The sequence below is a fragment of the Serinicoccus marinus DSM 15273 genome (assembly GCF_008386315.1).
GTDB classification, from domain to species: Bacteria; Actinomycetota; Actinomycetes; order Actinomycetales; family Dermatophilaceae; genus Ornithinicoccus; species Ornithinicoccus marinus.
Genome location: NZ_CP043808.1, coordinates 3,023,412 through 3,042,193, shown reverse-complemented (window position 1 = coordinate 3,042,193; position 18,782 = coordinate 3,023,412). Strand labels below are relative to the sequence as shown.

Annotated in this window: 21 protein-coding genes and 1 pseudogene; 8 read left to right on the top strand and 14 right to left on the bottom strand. The window is 72.2% G+C overall.

The window, feature by feature from the left end; translation table 11 throughout:
• Positions 1-14: 14 nt before the first annotated feature.
• From FU792_RS14690 to FU792_RS14680, 3 genes are read left to right on the top strand one after another with little or no spacing between them, the layout of a single operon-like run.
• Positions 15-584 carry a GNAT family N-acetyltransferase gene (locus FU792_RS14690; protein WP_022925732.1) on the top strand — a complete coding sequence of 190 codons (570 nt, stop codon included), beginning with the start codon at positions 15-17 and terminating at the stop codon, positions 582-584.
• A 33-nt stretch (positions 585-617) separates the two neighbouring features.
• Positions 618-848: a hypothetical protein gene (locus FU792_RS14685; RefSeq protein ID WP_022925731.1), complete on the top strand. Its 231-nt coding sequence runs from the start codon at positions 618-620 to the stop codon at positions 846-848.
• Complete coding sequence (locus FU792_RS14680) at positions 832-1,164, top strand: type II toxin-antitoxin system PemK/MazF family toxin (RefSeq protein ID WP_022925730.1); 333 nt, start codon at positions 832-834, stop codon at positions 1,162-1,164. Before FU792_RS14685 ends, FU792_RS14680 begins: the two co-directional genes overlap by 17 nt.
• Positions 1,165-1,179: 15 nt before the next feature.
• On the opposite strand, the gene FU792_RS14675 is transcribed toward FU792_RS14680, so the two are convergent.
• Complete coding sequence (locus FU792_RS14675; protein WP_022925729.1) at positions 1,180-1,722, bottom strand: CGNR zinc finger domain-containing protein; 543 nt, start codon at positions 1,720-1,722, stop codon at positions 1,180-1,182.
• Positions 1,723-1,791: 69 nt separating this feature from the next.
• Here FU792_RS14675 and FU792_RS19400 point away from each other — a divergent pair.
• The 3 genes and pseudogenes from FU792_RS19400 to FU792_RS14660 all read left to right on the top strand — a co-directional run.
• Positions 1,792-2,088, top strand: a pseudogene (locus FU792_RS19400) (MFS transporter); the annotation flags it as partial.
• Positions 2,089-2,134: 46 nt separating this feature from the next.
• The gene (locus FU792_RS14665) at positions 2,135-3,064 is read left to right on the top strand and encodes an MFS transporter (RefSeq protein ID WP_149814868.1); all 930 of its coding nucleotides are present in this window, start codon (positions 2,135-2,137) and stop codon (positions 3,062-3,064) included.
• Positions 3,065-3,134: 70 nt separating this feature from the next.
• A complete protein-coding gene (locus FU792_RS14660; RefSeq protein ID WP_022925727.1) occupies positions 3,135-4,058 on the top strand; it encodes an NADP-dependent oxidoreductase in 924 nt (307 codons plus the stop codon).
• Between the two features lie 23 nt (positions 4,059-4,081).
• Here FU792_RS14660 and FU792_RS14655 read toward each other — a convergent pair whose 3' ends face one another.
• From FU792_RS14655 to FU792_RS14610, 11 genes are all read right to left on the bottom strand, one after another.
• Complete coding sequence (locus FU792_RS14655; protein WP_022925726.1) at positions 4,082-5,278, bottom strand: type III PLP-dependent enzyme domain-containing protein; 1,197 nt, start codon at positions 5,276-5,278, stop codon at positions 4,082-4,084.
• Positions 5,275-6,390, bottom strand: a complete 1,116-nt coding sequence (locus FU792_RS14650; protein ID WP_022925725.1) for a pyridoxal phosphate-dependent aminotransferase — start codon at positions 6,388-6,390, stop codon at positions 5,275-5,277. The genes FU792_RS14655 and FU792_RS14650 overlap by 4 nt, the downstream gene beginning before the upstream one ends.
• Before the next feature lie 47 nt (positions 6,391-6,437).
• Positions 6,438-7,256 carry a 2,3,4,5-tetrahydropyridine-2,6-dicarboxylate N-succinyltransferase gene (locus FU792_RS14645; protein WP_084485232.1) on the bottom strand — a complete coding sequence of 273 codons (819 nt, stop codon included), beginning with the start codon at positions 7,254-7,256 and terminating at the stop codon, positions 6,438-6,440.
• A gap of 23 nt (positions 7,257-7,279) precedes the next feature.
• On the bottom strand, positions 7,280-8,302 hold the full coding sequence (dapA, locus tag FU792_RS14640) for a 4-hydroxy-tetrahydrodipicolinate synthase (RefSeq protein ID WP_022925723.1): 1,023 nt from the start codon (positions 8,300-8,302) through the stop codon (positions 7,280-7,282).
• Positions 8,299-9,000: a 4-hydroxy-tetrahydrodipicolinate reductase gene (locus FU792_RS14635; RefSeq protein WP_022925722.1), complete on the bottom strand. Its 702-nt coding sequence runs from the start codon at positions 8,998-9,000 to the stop codon at positions 8,299-8,301. The genes dapA and FU792_RS14635 overlap by 4 nt, the downstream gene beginning before the upstream one ends.
• 177 nt (positions 9,001-9,177) lie before the next feature.
• Entirely contained in the window at positions 9,178-9,828 is a 651-nt protein-coding gene (locus FU792_RS14630; protein ID WP_237141346.1) for a response regulator transcription factor, read from the bottom strand.
• Positions 9,829-9,839: 11 nt separating this feature from the next.
• Complete coding sequence (locus FU792_RS14625; RefSeq protein WP_149814867.1) at positions 9,840-11,147, bottom strand: sensor histidine kinase; 1,308 nt, start codon at positions 11,145-11,147, stop codon at positions 9,840-9,842.
• A gap of 86 nt (positions 11,148-11,233) precedes the next feature.
• Entirely contained in the window at positions 11,234-11,395 is a 162-nt protein-coding gene (locus FU792_RS16890) for a hypothetical protein (protein WP_161600277.1), read from the bottom strand.
• A gap of 230 nt (positions 11,396-11,625) precedes the next feature.
• A complete protein-coding gene (locus FU792_RS14620; protein ID WP_022925718.1) occupies positions 11,626-13,209 on the bottom strand; it encodes a carbohydrate-binding domain-containing protein in 1,584 nt (527 codons plus the stop codon).
• Between the two features lie 27 nt (positions 13,210-13,236).
• Positions 13,237-13,995, bottom strand: coding sequence for a polyphosphate polymerase domain-containing protein (locus tag FU792_RS14615; protein WP_022925717.1), 759 nt, complete (start codon positions 13,993-13,995; stop codon positions 13,237-13,239).
• Positions 13,992-14,609: a DUF4956 domain-containing protein gene (locus tag FU792_RS14610; RefSeq protein WP_022925716.1), complete on the bottom strand. Its 618-nt coding sequence runs from the start codon at positions 14,607-14,609 to the stop codon at positions 13,992-13,994. Before FU792_RS14610 ends, FU792_RS14615 begins: the two co-directional genes overlap by 4 nt.
• 153 nt (positions 14,610-14,762) lie before the next feature.
• Between FU792_RS14610 and FU792_RS14605 the strand changes: the two genes are divergently transcribed.
• Entirely contained in the window at positions 14,763-15,506 is a 744-nt protein-coding gene (locus tag FU792_RS14605) for an esterase family protein (protein ID WP_022925715.1), read from the top strand.
• Positions 15,507-15,689: 183 nt separating this feature from the next.
• Here FU792_RS14605 and FU792_RS14600 read toward each other — a convergent pair whose 3' ends face one another.
• Together FU792_RS14600 and FU792_RS14595 are read right to left on the bottom strand one after the other, a co-directional pair.
• A complete protein-coding gene (locus FU792_RS14600; RefSeq protein ID WP_022925714.1) occupies positions 15,690-16,631 on the bottom strand; it encodes a hypothetical protein in 942 nt (313 codons plus the stop codon).
• A 220-nt stretch (positions 16,632-16,851) separates the two neighbouring features.
• Positions 16,852-17,307 (bottom strand): DUF3817 domain-containing protein, encoded by a 456-nt coding sequence (locus tag FU792_RS14595; RefSeq protein WP_022925713.1) that lies wholly within the window; start codon positions 17,305-17,307, stop codon positions 16,852-16,854.
• Between the two features lie 85 nt (positions 17,308-17,392).
• On the opposite strand from FU792_RS14595, the gene FU792_RS14590 reads away from it, so the two are divergent.
• Positions 17,393-18,655, top strand: coding sequence for an ATP-grasp domain-containing protein (locus FU792_RS14590; RefSeq protein ID WP_022925712.1), 1,263 nt, complete (start codon positions 17,393-17,395; stop codon positions 18,653-18,655).
• Positions 18,656-18,782 lie beyond the last annotated feature (127 nt).

The following is an 18,782-nucleotide window of genomic DNA, read 5'->3' as shown; positions in this document are numbered from 1 at the left end:
CCTACCGTGGCGACGTGACCGACGATCCTGGAGCAGAGGCATACCGGCTGCGCGCCGTGCGCGACGGCGACGCCGCGGCCGTGCTCGAGGCCTTCCGCAGCGCCCCGGACATGGCGCGCCAGGGCGAGGTCAGCGATCTCGGGTCGGCGCGGGGTTACGTCACCTGGCTGCAGGCGGAGGGGAGGCGAGGGTATGCCGTGACCTGCGCCGACCGGCTCGTGGGCGTGGTCGGCGTCACCGTGGACGAGGCCAACCGCATTGGGTGGGTCTTCTACTGGATGCACGCCGAGCACCGCGGCCGGCGCGTCATGGGGCGGGCCGTCGCCACGGTGTGCGACCGCCTCCTGGCCGACGGCCTGGAGCGGTTCGAGCTCGGGCACCGCGTCGACAACCCGGCCTCCGGCGGGGTGGCCCGGGCGGCTGGCTTCCTGCCGGAGGGGCGCGAGCGGGGGAAATTCCTCATCGACGGCGAGCGGGTGGACGTCCTGACCTACGGCCGGCTCAGGAGTGACCCGGCATCCAGGCACGCACCTCTCGAGGTACAGGTGCAGCCCGACGTCGCGGGTATCCACAGCCTGCTGTAACACACATGTCTTACATCCCGGTAGCCTGCCACCATGAGTCTCGTGAACGTACGGATCAGTGGGGCGGCGGAAACAGCGTTGCAGGAGCTGACGGCGAACGGACTGAGCGTGTCGGAGGCTGTCCGCGACGCCTTGGTGATGGCCGCGCGGCTGCGGCGGCGCGAGCGGATGCGCGTCGAGGCGCTACGCGCGATGGCGGACCCCGACGACCGGGCAGCGGTGCGCCGCGTGATGGAGGACTGGGACGATGCTGGCGCGCGGTGACGTCTACGAGGTGCCGCACGATCGTCGAGCGCGAGGACATGAGCAGCGGGGGCGCAGGCTCGGAGTCGTCGTGCAGTCCGAGGACCTTCCGCTCTCCACGGTGATCCTCGCGCCGACGTCGGTGTCGGCGCCCGAGCGCACCTTCCGACCCTCGATCTCGATCGGCGACCGACCGACGCGCGTGCTCGTCGAGCAGCTGCGGGCCGTCGACACCGGTCGGCTGGGCGCCCGGGTCGGGCACCTCACTGCTGCTGAGATGGCGACGGTGGAGGACGCGCTCGACATGGTCCTGGCGCTCGACCTGCGCCGGCACTGAGATGTCGCGACCCTGTCAGCCCTGACGGTCCCGCCAGCGGGCCTGCTTGTTGCGGTTGCCGCAGACGTCCATCGAGCACCACTGGCCGGTGCGGGAGCGGGACCGGTCGTAGAACGCCCACCGGCAGCTGTCGTCACGGCAGGCCTTGAGGCGTGACCACGTCCCGTCGGCCAGGGCGTCGCCAACGATCGCCAGGAGCCGCCCGGCGAGGCCGCGCGCTCCGGTGGCGCCCACCTCCAGCGTGATGCCGACCGTGCCCAGAATCGGACGGGCCCGCGACCAGAGGAGGGCGTCGTCAAGGCTCTGCCGGACGCAGGGCGGCAATGGCGCGCGGTCGTGGTTGGCCAGCAGGCCGGTCCGCATCGCCTCGCGCAGGTCCCGCAGCCGCGCCAGCTCGGACCGCGACGCCGGCTCGGGTATGCCGTGACTCACCGCCCAGGTGGCCCATGACTCCGCGTCGGCCAGCTGGTCGACGTCGGCCTCGACGTCGAGCGTGTTGACGAAGCTGCGCACCAGCTCGAGCTGGCCCGGGGCGCTCGGGGCAGGTCGTGTCGGCATACCTCATCCTAACCGGTGACCGACCGACACCGGTTGCGGCGACGGGGATGCTTGAGAACTTTCATTCGCATGACAAAGGTTACGAGCGCGTGGGTGAACCGTGACTACCGTCGGGTGTGGGGCGCGAGCACGGCGGGTGCCGTCGGTGGCGAGATCGGGGAGCTGGCGCTGCCGGTGCTGGCGCTCGTCACGCTCGGGGCCAGCGCGCAAGAGCTGTCGTGGGTGCGCACCGCGACCTTCCTGCCCTACCTGCTGCTCACGCTGTGGCTCGGGGTGCTCGTGGACAACCGGCGGCGTCGCCCGCTGATGATCGGGGCCGAGCTCGGGCGGGCCGGCCTGCTGCTGACGGTGGGGGTCCTGGCGCTGACCGGGCAGCTCACCGTGCCGCTCCTGGTGGCCGCGACCTTCGCGGTTGGGGCGCTGGCGGTGCTCCACATGCTCGCGGACTTCTTCCTTCCTGCCCCACGTCGTCACACCGGAGCAGCTGCCGGACGCCAACGCGCGGATCACCGCGACGCAGTCGGCCGTCGGCATCGGCGGGTCCGGCCTGGGTGGTGCGCTCGTGCAGGCGGTGACGGCGCCGGTCGCCGTGCTGGTCAACGCCGCGACCCATCTCGTCTCGGCGCTGCTGTTGCGCCGCGTCCGGCTGGCGGAGCCGGAGGTGGAGCCCTCGGAGGGAGGCACGCTGGCGCAGGCGAAGGAGGGTCTGGTCACGATGTTGCGCCACCGCGTCGTGCGGGCGCTGGCCGCGGAGGCGACGGTGTGGAACCTCGGCAACGAGGTCTTCATGCTGGCGCTGACCGTCGCGGTGGTGGGCGGGCGCAGCGACGGCCCGCTCGCGCTCGGGCTGGTCCTCATGGCGGGAGGGGTCGGGGCCTTCCTCGGGGCCGGACTGAGTGCCCGGCTGACCGGCTGGGCGGGCTACGGACGCTCGCTCGTGGTGTCCATGCTGCTGGGCAACACCGCCCCGCTGGTCGGGGTGCTGCTCAGCGGGAGCACGAGCCTGCGGTCCCTGGTCGTGCTGGCGGTGGCCTTCCTGGTCTCCGGGCTCGGCATCGGGGTGGCGAACTCGCAGGCGGTGACGGTGCGTCAGCTCGCGGTGCCCGCTCGGCTGCGGGGGCGGGTCAACTCGGCCTACCGGTTGCTCTCCTGGGGTGCGCTGTCGGTCGGGGCGCTGGTCGCCGGCGTGCTCGTGACGGTGTGGGGCGCCTGGCCGACGGCGCTGGCCGGCACGGTGCTCATGGCGGTGGCGACGCTCCCGGTGGCGCTCTCCCCGGTGCGGGGTATGCGTGACCTGGACGACGAGCCGGAGCCCACGCCCGCCGCGACGCCCCAGGAATAGTGTCCGCGCGTGGGCGTTCTCCCTGCCGTGCGTCACCCACGCACGGTCCCGACCCGAGGAGGACGACCCCATGCGTGCAGCGAGCTACGAGACCTTCGGCGGAGCCGACGTCCTGACCGTGGGCGAGCGGCCCGACCCGCCGGTCGGGCCGGACACCGTGCTGGTCCGCGCCCACGCCACCAGCGTCAACCCGGTCGACTGGAAGATCCGGGAGGGCTACCTGCAGGGCGCCTACCCGCACCACCTGCCGATCGTCCCCGGCTGGGACGTCGCCGGGGTGGTCGAGGCGGTTGGCCCCGCCGTCCGCACCGGGCTGCAGGTCGGCGACCGGGTCTGGGGCTACGTCCGCCGTGACGACGTCTCCCACGGTACGGCCGCCGAGCTCGTCCCCGCCCCGGAGCGCACGGTGTCGCGTATGCCGGAGGACCTGTCCTTCGAGGAGGCCGCCGCGATGCCGCTGGCCGGACTCACGGCATACCAGGTGCTGACCGAGGCGCTGCAGGTCCAGGCCGGCGACCGGGTGCTCGTGCACGCGGCCTCCGGTGGCGTCGGCCATCTCGCGGTCCAGATCGCGGCCGCGCTCGGCGCCGAGGTGATCGGCACCGCCTCGCCCGCGCACCACGACCTGGTCCGCGGTCTCGGCGCCTCCAAGGTCCTCGACCACCACGCCGGGCCGGTCAGCGAGCAGCTCGCCGAGCCCGTCGACGCCGTCCTCGACCTCGTCGGCGGGGACGCGCTCGCGGACGCGGCGGCGCAGGTCAAGGACCCAGCGCGGGTGGCGTCGGTGATAGACGCCGCCGCTGTGAGCGAGCTCGGCGGGAAGTACGTCTTCGTGCGGCCGGACCGTGACCACCTCGACGCGCTCGCCGCCCTGGTCGACGCGGGCTCGCTGCGGGTCAACGTGGCGCGCACCTTCGAGCTGGCTGACATCGCCGAGGCGCACCGTCTCTCCGAGCAGGGCAGTCCCGGCGGCAAGATCGTCGTGACGATCTGAGGTGAACGGGAGCGACGGCCGGCTCAGCCTACCCAGTGCTGCTCCGGAAGCGCGTGCGAGAGGAAATGGCTCATCGCCTGGGTGTAGGCGTAGGCACCGGTCTGCCCGAAGACCACGACGTCACCAGGGCGGAGGTCGGTGGGGAGGTCGCCGGTCCCCACGCGGTCCAAGGACGTGCACAGCGGCCCGGCCAGCGTGGCGGCCGAGGACTCGCCCGCCAGCACCCCCTCGCCGTTGCGGACGGCCAGCGTCGGAAACGACTGCCCGGTCAGCAGCGGCCGGAGCAGGTGGTTGATCCCGCCCTCGAGCATGACGAAGCGCTCGCCGCGGGAGACCTTCGTCCGCACCACGCGCGCGGCGTAGACCCCCGTCGGGCCGGACAGCCAGCGACCCGGCTCCAGCAGCAGCTCACCGGTGAACCAGTCGTGCTCGGCCAGGATCCGACCCAGCCCGGCGCCCAGGGCGCGGACGTCGAGCGTCGGCTCGGTGAGGGCATACCGGATGCCGAGCCCGCCGCCGATGTCGATCAGGTCCAGCTCGCGACCCACCAGCTGTTGCAGCCGCTGCCCGATCCGCAGCGCGGTGCGGTGGTTGGCCAGCAACCTGCCCGCGTCCAGCTCGTTGCTCGCGGCGAAGACCTGCAGCCCCCTGATCTCGACCCGGTCGTAGCGGGCCGCCTCCGTCACGAAGTCCTCCATCACCTCCTCGTCGACGCCGAAGGCGCTCGGGCCTCCACCGCCGATGATGGTCGCGACCTCCGACACACCCGCGGCAGGGTTGACGCGGACGTTGACGGGCAGCGGGTGGTCCCCGGTGTGCAGGTCGTGCAGCCGCGCCACGTCCTCGATCCCGTCGACCTGGATCCGGGCACCGGCAAACAGCGCCGCTTGCAGGTCGCGCTCGGTCTTGGCCGGTCCGGCGAAGACCATGCCCTGTCCCGTCGCGCCGGCCGCCAGCGCGGTCGAGACCTCGCCCGCGCTGGCGCAGTCAAACCATGCACCCTGCTCGGCGAAGGTCTCCAGCAGGGGCAGCCCCGGGTTGGACTTCACGGCATACGCGAGCCGGACCCGGGCCGGGAGCGCGGCCCGCAGCCCGGTGAAGCGCTCCCGCGCCGCGGCCAGGTCGTAGGCGAAGAACGGCGTGCCGTGCCGGGTCGTGAGCTCGGCCAGTCTCGCCTCGTCGAAGGCGAACAGGTCGGTCGTCGCAGCGGTCAAGATCATGCCTTCCACCAGGGCGCCAGGCGCCGCAGTCCTTCCTCGAGATCCTCCACCGGCCCGCCGAGGCTCACCCGCAGGAAGCCCGAGCCGCGCACTCCGAAGGCGGTGCCGGGGATCGTGGTCACGCCGCCCTCGTCGCGTAGTCGCAGCGCGAAGGCCTCGGTGTCGTTGGGGTCCACGTCGCCCGGGAGCGGGAGCCAGAGGTAGAACCCCGCGCGCGCCGCATCTCTGGACCGAGCTTTCGGGGGCCCGTCGCCCAGAGACCGATGTCCCTTTCCGCTGGCGGCCAGTCGCTCGACCGCGTCCCAGCGCAGGCGGAGCTGCTCGCGCGCCGCGGGGAGCACCTCGCCGGCGGCCCCGAGCAGCGCGAGCGCGGCGCGCTGCGATAGCCGCGACGGGGCCGTCGTCATCGCGTTGTGCACCAGTCGAGCAGGTGCGAGCACCTCGGGGTCACCGGTCACCCAGCCGATCCGCAGCCCGGGCGCGCCGAAGGCCTTGCTCATCGACCCCAGCACCACGCCCGTGTGCGTGACATCACGCAGCGAGGCGGGCGGCCCGTCGACCCACAGCTCGGCATACACCTCGTCGCTGACGAGCAGCACGTCGCGCTCCGCGCACGCCTCGGCGACCCGATCGAGCGCGTCGGCAGAGGCCAACCCACCGGTCGGGTTGGCGGGGTGGTTGAGCACGACCAGGGAGGTATGCCCGTGCTCGCCCAGCACCGCGAGCAGCGCGTCAGCGTCGAGGTCACCGTCCGGGCCGAGCGGGTAGCCGACCGGCGTCGCGCCGCACAGCCGGGCGAGGGTGGGGTAGGCGACGAAGCCGGGGTCGGGCGCGAGCACGGCCGATCCGGGCTCGGCATACGCCTGGAAGAGCGCGAAGAGCGCCGCCTGGCTGCCGGCGGTGACCATGACCCCGTCCGGACCGACCGTGGCCGAACCGCGGGCCTGGGCGTAGCCGGCGATCGCCTCCACCAGAGCCGGGTCGGAGGTGTTGGGCCCGTAGGACAGGTCGGCCGAGCCCTCGTCGGGACGCGCGGCCTGTCCGGTCGGCAGCGGCCACCCGGGCTCGCCGAGCCCGAGGTTGATCGCGTCCGGCGGGGCTCCGAGCGTCATGCGTCGGATGGGTGACAGGCCCTGGCCTGCCACCCGCGAGGCCGTCCTCACCGCAGCGACTCCTCGAGCGCCGTGGCGGCGTCGGTCGCGGTGTCGCGGTACTTCACGATCACCGGGGCGTAGAGCGAGAGCCCGAGGACGTCGGCGTAGTCACCGCGCGCCGGGCGGGAGCCGGGCACGACGACGGCGCGCTCGGGCACCTCGCCGCGCAGCTCCCGCTGGTCGACCAGGTCGTAGATCGTCGTCCCCGAGGTCAGCGTGACGCCCGGTGCCAGCACGGCACCGCGACGCACGACCACGCCCTCGTAGAGCCCGCACTGCGCCCCGACGAAGACGTCGTCCTCGACGACGACCGGGCGGGCACCGACCGGCTCCAGCACGCCACCCAGCTGCACGGCCGTCGACAGGTGCACCCGCTCGCCGACCTGCGCGCACGACCCGACGAGCACGTGGCTGTCGACCATCGAGCCGGCGCCGACATACCCGCCGACGTTGACATAGCTCGGCGGCATGACGACGACCCCAGGCGCGAGGTGCGCGCCGCGGCGGACGGAGGTGCCGCCCGGCACGAGGCGTATGCCGTCGCCCGCCGTGATCCGGCGCGCCGGCACGAGCGACTTGTCGACGCTGCCGCCCGGCCAGTCGAGCTCGACGGTCTCGCTGAGCCGGAAGGCGGCGAGGATGCCGCGCTTGACCCAGCCGTGCGCGGCCCAGGTGCCGTCCTCGGCGCGACGGGCGGCCCGGATCGAGCCGTCCTCCAGCCCGGCGAGCAGCTCCTCCACGTGCTGCACCGTCGGGTCGATGCCGCTGCCCTCGGCGAAGACCTGGCGCAGCGAGGTGTCGTCGGTCGTGTCCTGCGGAGTCATGGACTCCATGGTGCCGACGGTGCTCACGACGCCAGCGCCGAGGTGTCGTGCGGGACGGCGACTCGCTCCGGCAGCCGGCCGATCGACGCCGAGCCATCGCGGCGGGCGGCCTGCAGGTCGGCCAGCGCGGTCTGGACCTGCGACAAGGTGTCCGGCTCGGCTGGGGAGAGCGGCAGCCGTACCTGTGCGGTGGCCAGCCCGAGGCACGCCAGCGCCGCCTTGACCGGCACCGGGTTGGTCTCGACGAACATCGCTGCCATCGTCGGCGCCAGCAGCGTGACGGTCTCGCGGGCGAGGCACAGGTCGCCAGCCATGGCGGCGTGCACGAGGCGCCGGGTCTCGGTCGGTACCACGTTGGCGCACACCGAGACCAGCCCCTGCGCGCCGACGGCGATGCCGGCCAGCGCGAGGTCGTCGTCCCCGGCGAGCACCGCACGGCCCTGCGGCGCCTCCTGGCACATCCGGGCGACCTGGCGCAGGTCGCCCGAACTCTCCTTGATCGCGACGACCTGGTCGATCTCCCAGATTGCCCGCAGCGCCTCGGGAGTGATGTTGCAGCCGGTGCGGCCGGGCACGTTGTAGGCGATGATCGGCAGCCCCGGCGCCGCGTCGGCGACGGCGCGGTAGTGCGCTACCAGCCCGCTGACCTGGGGCTTGTTGTAGAACGGCGTGACGACGAGCAGGGCGTCGGCCCCGGCGGCCGCGGCCTGCGCGGCGAGCTCGCAGGTGCGCTCGGTGTCGTTGTGCCCGACCCCCACGACGACCGGGATGCGGCGGTCGTCGCGGCGGGCCAGCTCGACGGCCTGGTGCACCAGCGCGTGCCGCTCGACGTCGGTGACCGTGGCGGCCTCGCCGGTGGAGCCGAGGACGACGAGCCAGTCGATCCCCCGCCCGTCGGCGATCACGTGCTCGACGAGGCGGCCGAAGGCGTCGTGGTCGACAGCGGGCTTTCGCGAGCCGCCCACGGCGTCGGTCCCGGTCGTGAACGGCGTCGCCAGGGCGACGCCGAGACCGGTGAACGGTGCTGCGGTGAGGCTGCTGCTCATGCTGTCTCCTTCAGGTGGTCCTCGGCGAGGTCGTCGAGGGTGAACAGGCCCGGTCCGGGCCGGTCGGTGAGCCAGAGTGCGGCCGTCAGGGCCCCGGTGGCGAAGAGGTCGCGGCCGTGTGCGGTGTGCCGGAGGGTGATCGTCTCGGTGGGGGAGGCGAGGGTGACCTCGTGCTCGCCCACGACCTCCCCGAGTCGCAGGCTGGTGGTCTGGACGTCCGCTGCGCCGGCACCGGCAGCGTCGGCCAGCGCGTCGCGCAGGGAGAGCGCGGTGCCGCTGGGTGCGTCGACCTTGTGGCGGTGGTGGGTCTCGGTGACCGCGAGGTCGACCGGTATGCCCGCAGCGCGGTGCGCGGCGGCATACCCGCCGAGCAGTCTGCTCACGCGGCGGGCGAGGGCGACACCGAGGGAGAAGTTCGGTGCGACGAGCACCCGCACGCCCAGCTCGGTGTCGAGCAGCGCGGGGTCGAAGCCGGTCGCGCCGACCACGAGATCGGTGCCGCTGAGCTGCGCCCACGCGAGGTGCGCGGCGACGGCCGTGCCGGTGCTGACGTCGATCGCGACGTCCACCGCCTCCCGGGGCTCGGGCTCGCCGCTGCCGACTGCCCAGACGACGTCGACGTCGTCCCGGGAGTCGGCGAGCCGCCGGATCGCCGAGCCGAGGCGTCCGGTGCCGAAGAGTCCGATGCGGGTGGGCACCGGACGAGTATGTCGGCGCTCACGGAGGCCTCGCAAACGGCGTTTTCGCAGGTCAGGGCGCATTTCCTGCGGATCAGCGCGCAGGCCGGAGGATCTCCTGCGGGCCGGCGGTCACGGCTCCCCGTCCTCCCGCGCGAGGCGACGAACTTGGTACGCCGCGCGGCCCTCAGAGAAGGGTCAGGGCTGGACGAGACCGGTCTTGTAGGCCAGGGCGACGAGCTGGGCGCGCTCGGAGCTGCCGGTCTTCATGAGCAAACGGGAGATGTGGGTCTTGATCGTCGCCTCGGAGACGTAGAGCTGCCGGGCGAGGTCGGTGTTGGAGGGCGCGTCGCCCATGAGCTTCAGCACCTCGAGCTCGCGCGGGGAGAGCAGGTCGAGGTCCGGCAGCCCCTGGGCGTCCCGCGGCGCCGTGTCGCGCAGGGTCTCGATGACCTTGCCCGCCACGCTCGGGTCGATCCAGGACTCGCCCGCGGCAACCTGCCGGATCGCGTCGGGCAGCCGGCTGGGGGCGGCGTCCTTGAGCATGTAGCCCGACGCCCCGGCCCGCAGCGCGCCGTAGAGCGCGTCGTCGTGGTCGAAGGTCGTGAGCATGAGGACAGTCGTGACGGCCCCCTGCTCCGGACACTCCTGCACGATCCGGCGGGTGGCCTCGATGCCGTCCGTCCCCGGCATCCGGATGTCCATGACGACGACGTCGGGCGAGGTCTGCTCGGTCAGCGCGACCGCCTCGTCGCCGTCCGCGGCGAGGCCGACCACCTCGATGTCGCCGTGCACGCCCAGCAGCATCTCCAGGCCCTCGCGGACCTCCTGCTGGTCGTCGGCGATCACGACCGTGATGCTCACTCCCACCCCGCCGTGCCGGGTGCCGGCCGCTCGGCCGGGCCTCCGCTCGTGGGCGGCCGCACCGGCAGGACGGCGGTGTTGATGAACTCCTCACCGGACCACCCGGCCTCAAAACTCCCGCCGACGAGCCCCACCCGCTCGCGCAGCCCGCGGAGCCCGGTGCCGCCGTTGGGAGTCCCCGGACGCATCCCGTGGCTGGCGCGGGAGCGGACCTGCACCTGCAGCTCGGTGTCCTGCCACGCGAGGTAGACGTCCACGAGCGCACCGCGCCCGGCGTGCTTGAGCGCGTTGGTGAGCGACTCCTGCACCACCCGGTATGCCGCCGCGCCCACCGACGGGTCGACCGTCCGCGCGTGCCCCGAGCGGTGGACCTCGACGATGAGGCCGCTGCTGCGCGGCACCTCCACCAGGGCGTCGATGTCGTCCAGCCCGGGCTGGGCGCTGGGGGCGTGGTCGAGGTCGAGGCTGCTGGGCAGGTGGCCGTGGATCTGGTCCTCGCGCAGCGCGCCGAGGAGCCGGTGCAGCTCGCGCATGCTCTGCGCCCCGGTCGACTCGATCGTGCCGAGGGCGCGCTGGACCGTGTCGAACCGTGCGTCGTCCGGTGCGTCCTTCGCGACGGACTGGCTCATGGCGCGGGCGCCGGCGGCCTGCATCATCATGGCGCTGACCGAGTGGGCGACGATGTCGTGCAGCTCGCGGGCGATGCGTTGCCGCTCGGCGTGCGCAGCTTCCTCGGCGCGGACGTCGATCGCGCCGTGCAGGTCCCGGTTGCGCTCGTGCGAGAGTCGGTCGCGGGTCGCGACCCCCCAAGCGGTCATCACGACGACGGTGAAGAACACGCCGGGGAAGATCCAGTCGAGCGGCGCGGGGTCGTCGTAGGACCTGTGCACCGCGAGCACCACCATGGGAACCGTGGTCAGGGCGATCCCGAGGGCGAGCAGTGAACGGCGCAGGCTGCCCCGTCGCGACGCTGCGTGCAGGGCGACCAGGACGCAGAAGAGCGGTTGCGCCGTGGTGAAGACCAGCATGGCGGCGATCGAGATGCCGGTGGTCGCCAGCAGGACCGGCAGCGGATAGCGCCTCCTGACGAAGAGGAGAGCGACCATGACGAGCACGGGAGGCGCCATGGCCAGACCCGAGATCTCCATGCCGCCGAAGGTGCGCAGCGGACCGGACAGCACTCCGGCGGTCACGAGGTCGAGCAGCCCGGCCGTCAGCACGGCCAGGACGTTCGCCGCCTGACCTGCTCGTCGCCAGTGCTGCTGCGCCAGGGTCCGTCGTACCTCAGGAGCAGTGCCGGTCACGACCACTCCTTCCGTGGTTCGTCATTAACGCAGATGACGGGTCTAGCACATCGAGGGGAAGAGCTTGCACCACCAGGGCTTGGAGGTCAGCGAGGCGAGACCGACCACCCGAGGCTGCGTCCACCCGGGGACGCCCGCGCGAGGCGGAGCGCCACCATACTCTCGCCGTTCTCGGCGGTGAGCACCTCCACCACGTCGATCTTGGTGTGCTCGTCCCTGTCGCCCCCTGCCGCGACAGGGACGAGCACGACGTGCAGCGGAAGCGACGGGGTGGGCTCCCTGTAGCCCACCCGCATCACGGCGTGGTCCGAGGTGACCAGCTCGGCCTGACCTAGGGTCCGGCCAGAGTGTCCCTCTGCATCTCCCTCGACGACACGCACGCGATCCTGTGACTGCACTCGCCCCAGTCTGGTGAGGTCACCAGACCGGGGCGTCATCCTGCAGACGGATTTCCGCGAGGAAAATCAACGAGTGCGGGTCAGGGGCGCGGCCCACCACCCATGCCGCCCTGGGCATACTCCCCGGCCGTCGCCGTGGCGATCTCCGTGCCGCCGGCGGTGACGGTATACGTCTCTCCGGCCACCAGGTCGGCGGTGGACAGGACGAGCGAGGCGGTGTCCTTGGTCACCTCGACCTCGGCGACGACGGCGCCGTCGGCGTCCGTCACGGTGAGCGTCTCGCCGGCCGCGACCGAGCCGGACAGAGCGGTGGCGATCGAGGCCTGCTCGCTGTCGGTGGACGGTGCCATCATCATCCCGGCGCTGCCCACCGCGGTGAGGGTGCCGCCGGAGAGGAGGAAGTCACCGTCGACGTCCACGGCGCCGTTGCCGTCCATCGTGGGTCCGTTGACCACGACCGTGCCGCCGGTCATCGTGACCGTGCCGTTGGAGTCGAGACCGTCGCCGTCCGAGGTGAGGGTGAGCTCGCCGCCACTGATCTCCACGCTCGGCGTGACCGTGTCGGAGGCGGCGTTGAGCGCGTCGTCGCTCGCGGTGACCTCGGTGGTGCCGCCCTCGACGACGATCCGGGCCGACTCGAGTCCTTCGAGCGACTGGGTGACGGTCAGGGTGCCGTCGACGAGGTCGATGACGTTCTCGGCCTTCACGGCGTCGTCGCCGGCCGCGACGGTGATCTCGGTCGAGTCACCCGAGACGGCGATGATGCCGGTGCCGTCCTCGGTGTTGTCCGACTTCAGCGCGTCGCCGTTGGCGGTGACCGTGAGGGTGCCGCCCTGGATCGACAGGAAGTCCTTGCCGCGGATCCCGTCGTCGACGGCGTTGACGGTGATCTCACCCGAGAGGATCACCAGGCCGTCCTTGCTCGTGATGCCGTCGCTGCCGTAGCTCTCGACGGTCAGCACCCCGGTGCCCGCGATGGTGAGGTCGGCGGTGGAGTAGAGCGCCGCGTTGGGCGCGTCCACCTCCTCGCCGGTCTCCTCGTCGACGCTTGCCTCGGTCTGGGCATACGTCTCGGGGTCGGTCAGGGCGTTGTCCGAGCCGTCCGCGAGCACGACGGTCGCGTCCTCGGCGGAGCTGATCTGCAGCGCCGACCCGAGCGAGCTGGTGATCTCGACCCCGTCGAGCACGACGGTGACGTCGTCCTCCTCGGGCACGTCGACGACGACCTGGCCGTCGGTCAGGGTCCCGGAGAGGACGTAGGTGCCGGCCTCGGTGATCGTCACCAGGTCGGTCCCCTCCTCGGTGCTGCTGACCTCGACACCGCTCCCGGCGCTGCTGCCGCCGTCGTCGGCCAGCTCGACCGACACCGCGCTCGCCGCGTCGTAGTCGGCCTCGTCGCCGTCGGCGTGGGTGGTGAGGCCGACGCTGCCGATCGCCTCCTCGGTGTCGTCGTCGGCGGCCTCGCCGTCCTCGGACGCCGCGGCGCTCTCCTCGGCCGTGGCACTCGTCTCCTCGGTCGAGTCCTCGCTGTCAGAGGTGCTCGTGCTGACGGTGCTGCCGGCGGCGGTGCTGCCGGTGCTCCCCTGGACGCCGCAGCCGGCGATCAGGGCGGCGACGGCGAGGCTGGCGGCGGTGGTGCGCAGGCGGGTGCGGGTGGTGCTCATGGTGGTTCTCCTTCGGTGGGTGGTGGGTCAGGCGGCCAACGGGCCGGTGGTCGTGAGCAGGCGGTGCCAGCGGTGCGCGGGCAGGGTCGGGTCGAGCAGGGCCAGGCCGGTGGCGAACTTGCTGATCCGCACCGGCCGGTGACCGGCGGCCCAGAGCGCGCGGTCCAGCGAGGTCGGGGTGGACCCGCCCTTGGTCTCGACGATGGCGACTCCGTCGGGCGCCAGCTCGGTGCCGTCCGGCGAGGTCCAGCGCAGCGCCGTGTCGATCGTGGCTCGGGCGCCGTCGGCGAGGGCAAGCGTCGTCCTGCGGTATGCCGTGTCGAGCGCGGGTGCCGCGTCCCACCCGTCCCGGGGCAGCGGCACCCCCTGGTCGCGCAGTGTGCGCTCCACGAAGCCGGCCGCGTCCGCGGTGAGGGCGGACGGCATACCGACGGGGTGGGGCTGGCGCGCCTTGACCGTGGTGCCGCGCGGACCGCGGGTCTTGACCTCGAGCCAGCAGGTCCCGGTGTCGAGGTAGGAGCGGGTGCGGACCTTCCAGCGACGGCGTCGCGCGGTGGCGGCGAGGCGGTAGCTCTGTCGGTCCTCGGTGTCGAAGTAGGTCGAGGCGTAGTCGAACCGGCGCAGGCCCTCGATCTCCAGGACGCGCGTCCCGGCGGGCAGGTCCGTGAGGGCGGCGTCGACCTGGGCGGTGGTGAGGAGGTACTTGCGGTCCACCCGGGTGAGCAGGGCCGACTCGGCGACCAGGTCCGTCAGCGAGATGGGGGAGAGGCTGGCGAGCGGGCTCATCGGGTGACCGCCTCGCGGGTCACGGAGGCGCCGGCCGGGGCCTGCACCGTCGGCGAGGTCCTGCCGGACGCCCGCCAGCCGACCTCGACCTGCGTGCTGTCGTTGACCAGGTCCAGGCGCACCGTGCGGGCGGTGACGACCTCGCCGCCGAGCAGCGCCCGCAGCCGGTCGTGCAGCTCGTCGGGGTCGGTGACGGCCCGGTCGAGCACGACCAGCTGCTGCTGCAGCTCCTCCTGCGGCCCGGCGACCCGCGGGTGGTCGCCGATCGCGAGGGCGAGCACGACGAGCGCCATGAGGCCGGTGCCGACAGTGAGGCTGGTCACCCCGATGCCACCGAGCAGACCCAGGGTGAGCGCGGCGAAGTAGTAGGCGATCTCGCGCTGGCTGAGCTCGCTGGAGCGCAGCCGGATGATCGACAGGACGCCGAAGAGCCCGAGGCCCAGACCGACCGCCGCGGCCGAGGAGGTGAGGGCCATGCTGACGGCCAGCACCCCCACGTTGACCCCGAGAAAGGCCGGGACCAGCTCGGTGCGCCGGTGCCGGGGGAGGTAGATCGCGAAGGTCAGCAGGACGATCGCGAGCAGGTCGACGGCGGGCAGGATCAAGGCGTTCATGGGTGCTCCTCGGGGGTGGTGTCCGGTGGTGTGAGTCCATTCCGCCGCCCGGGGCTATGTGCCTGCTGTGAACCGCCGGTGCGCGATGTATGAGGTGTGGCAGGCTTGCCCCCACGTCGGGTCGGCCGGCGGTCGAGCCGGGTGAGGAGAGCCATGGAGCGCGAGCAGATCGATCTCGACACCGAGGGCGTCGGACGGGGCGCGGTCATCCGCTACGGCCACTGGGGCCGGCCGGTGCTGGTCTTCCCCTCCGAGGCCGGCCGGGCGTGGGACTTCGAGAACAACGGGATGCTCGACGCCGTCGCCCCGCTGCTGGCCGACGGCCGGATCAAGCTCTACGCGGTCGACTCCTTCGACCACCTGACCTGGAGCGACAACAGCCTGCCGACCGAGGAGCGGGCGCGCCGGCACGGGGCATACGAGCGCTGGATCCTGGACACGGTGGTGCCGCTCGTCGACGAGGACTCACCGGGGCACGACCGCATCGTGACCGTCGGGGCCAGCATGGGCGGCTTCCACGCGGTCAACTTCGCGCTGAAGCGGCCCGACGTCTTCGGCGTCGGCATCAGCCTGTCCGGCAACTTCGACCCCAGCTCGTGGCACGGGTGGGGCGAGCTGGGCGAGGCGACCTACTTCGTCAACCCCACGGCGTATGTCGCGGGCATGGAGGGCGACCACCTGCAGTGGGTGCGCGAGCACGCCAACATCCTGCTGGTCGCCGGTCAGGGCGCCTTCGAGGTGCACCCGACCCAGTCGCTGCCGGGGGCGCACCGGATGGCGGGGATCCTGGCCGACAAGGGCATCCCGCACGAGTTCGACCTGTGGGGCCACGACAGCGCCCACGACTGGCCGTGGTGGCGCAAGCAGCTGGAGCACCACCTGCCGCGCTTCTGCTGAGGCGGCCCGCGCCCCCGGGGCCGACCGCGCGCGGCAGCCGACGGGAGGTCCGACCGCGCGCGGCCTGTGTTGCCCGGGCGACACTTTCCGACCGCGGTGAGCACCGCCGCTCCTGGACCGCGGTGGCTTCTCGTTGCCCCGGCTACACCAACCCACCGCGGTCGTCGACCAGTTCGCTCGGTCTCAGCCGGCGCTTGCCCAGCGGGGGTCGGTCGCGATGGCGCAGGTGTGCCCGCAGGGTCGGGGCATACCCGTCCAGCCGCGTGCCTGCTGGGCAGCCCCGACATCGGCGGCCAGCCGACACGGGTCGACCACCACCTCCACCCATCCGGCGCGGAGCACCACACCACCGGCTCCTGCTGCTTCACGGTCGCGTCGCCGGTCGGCGAGCTGCTTCTCCCGGTGCCAGAGGTTGCCGTCGATCTCGACGCCCAGCCCGCGCGCGCGGTCGCGGAAGTCCATCGTGCGGGCCAGGGTGCCGCCGTCGGCACGGCTGATCGGATCCTGGCGTTGCATCCGGGGGAGGGCGTGCGCCGCCTCGACATCGCGGGCATACCGTGCCTCGGCGGCGCTGCCCAGGCCTTCCTCGGCGGCGGTCAGGGTCTCCGTGAGGACCTCGCGCGCCGGGTGTCGCGGATGGTGCGTGAGCTCGTCGCGCAGCTCGGGCACCGTGACCTTGCGTGAGGACACTCCTCGGGTGATGAGCGCCATCATGTCGTCGCTGTCCCTGGGACGAAGGGCGATGACGTCGATGATGGTCTGTGGCAGCGTGTTGACCGGCAGCCCGTAGCGCCGAGCGGTGGCGAGCCGACGACGTCGTCGGACCCTGACGCCCTCGAGCGCGCCGCTGCGGTGGGTGTCGAAATGCTCGGCCAACGTGATGATCGCCGGCTGCTCCCGGGTGAGGCCCCACAGGTGCAGAGCGCAACGGAGACTGACCACGGCACCGGGACCCCGAGCCGATACCGCCGCCTCGACGCGTTCGAGCCACGTGACCTGCCCCGTGTGCTGGACGTAGGTCGCCCTGAATGGCTGCTGCCAGTCACCACGATCGAGCTTGTGCCGGATCTGCCCGGTCGTCATGCCCTGCGCGAGCGCCTGGCGGCGCGAGATCACCGTCTTCATGAGTCTCAGCGTGACCGCTCGGCCCGTGCCCGCGCCGATCTCATCCACAGGCCCAACCACCGCGGTGGCTCTGTGTCGCTATGGCAACGAACACCCACCGCGGTGGCTCGGTGTCGCGATGGCTACTCATACCCACCGCGGTTGCCGGGTGCGGGATGGCTGGGTGGCTGGGTGGCTGGGTGGCCGATGGTCGCGGTGGAGCGTTGGCCGCGCCAGCCGGTCAGCCGACGGGAGGTCCGACCGCGAGCAGCGCGCTGAAGACGCCTGCCACGAACAGCAGCGCCACCAGCGCGGAGGGCAGCGGCCGGCGCAGCACCGCTGCGAGTGCCCGCTCGACCGCGGTGTGCCCGGTGCCCTCGCGCAGCCGCCAGCGCTCGCCGGCCAGGCCGCGGCGGCGCACCGAGCGCTCGAAGGGGATCGTCACGAAGGGCGGCACGGCGCTCGCCAGGCCCAGCAGGATGCGCCGGGCGCCCCAGCGCTGGTCGAGGCCGACGATGACCACGACGACGCAGTAGGCGAGGAAGACGAAGCCGTGGACGGGACCGGCGATGCTCACGCCCAGGTCGGTGGTGCCGGTGAGGTACTTCAACGCCATGCCCACCAGCAGCAGCGCCCAGGTCACCGCCTCGGCGTCGGCGAGCAGGCGGAGGAGGCGACCGGGACCGGGGGAGAGCACTCCTCGATTGTCCGCGACGGCCCGGGCACGGGCATACCCGGCCTCCCCCTGACGCGACGGACACCGAGGCGCTAACCTTCCGCCCATGACCAACGACGTGCGCACGCATCTGATCGGTCTGCTGCTCGGTGCGGAGGAGGACTGGCCGCGCGCCTTCGAGTCGATCCTGTCGCTCGTGGGGCCGGTGGAGGCGGACGGCGAGACGCACTCCATCACCAGCGAGCGGGTGCGCATCCACCCCTTCGACCTCACTGATCCGGTGCGGCACGGGCTCGTCATCGACCGGCTGGCGTACTGGTACTACCACCCGCGCGAGTGGCTCAAGAAGGCGTCGCTGATGAACGACACCTACCTGCTCAACAGCCCGTTCACGTTCCAGTCGATGGAGAAGCACAGCGCCTACGTCGCGATGCTGCGCCTCGGCATGAAGATCCCCAAGACGGTGCTGGTGCCCTACAAGAACCCGGTGGACAACGTGCGCTGGGCCTACACCTCGAGCAAGTACAACGACCCCTTCGACCTCGAGACCATCGCCGCGGACGTCGGCTACCCACTCTTCATGAAGCCGTTCGATGGCGGCGGCTGGCGCGGGGTCTCCAAGGTCAAGGACGTCGAGGGGCTGCACCAGGCCTACGACGAGTCCGGCAGCATGCTCATGCACCTGCAGGCGACGGTCGACTACGACAGCTTCGCGCGGGCGCTGACGATCGGTCCTGAGACGATGGTGATGGACTTCCGCCCGGACGAGCCGATGCACAACCGGTATGCCGTCACCCACGACTTCCTCTCCCCGCAGGCCGGGTGGGAGGCCGAGACCGTGAGCAAGGTGGTCAACGCCTTCTTCGGCTGGGAGTTCAACTCCGCCGAGATGCTGGTGGCCGGGGACGAGGTCTACCCGATCGACTACGCCAACGCCTGCCCGGACGTCGCGATCACCTCGCTGCACTACTACTTCCCCTGGGCCATCACGGCCCTGGTCCGGTGGTCGACGTACTGCCTCGTCACCGGCCGCAAGTCGGCCATCGGCGTGCGCAACCCGCGCGACTACTTCGCCATCGGTGACGACCCGGACCGCACCTATCAGGAGAAGATGCAGGGCTATCGCGAGCTGGCGGACGCCGAGTTCGAGACGGACCGCTACTGGGAGTGGTGCGAGCAGCACCTGCCGCACCTGGCCGAGCGGGTGCTCGACTGGGTCGAGTCAGACGACTTCGACCGGCTGCTCGTCGACACCGTGCGCGGGCACTACCCCGAGCACGAGCACGAGAAGTTCATCGCGCACTTCCGGGGGCTGACCGGAATGTGGGCCACAGACCAACAGGCAGGAAAGGCTCCCGGCCTGAGCTAGCAATTGTGTCTCGACGCGTGGCACCGCATGGCCAGATCTACGACGGCACCCTGTGCGGCGTCCGAACTGATGTCGACTGGCCCTTCCGGTCAGTTGGGCAGTAGTCAATGATCGGGCGTAAAGTGCC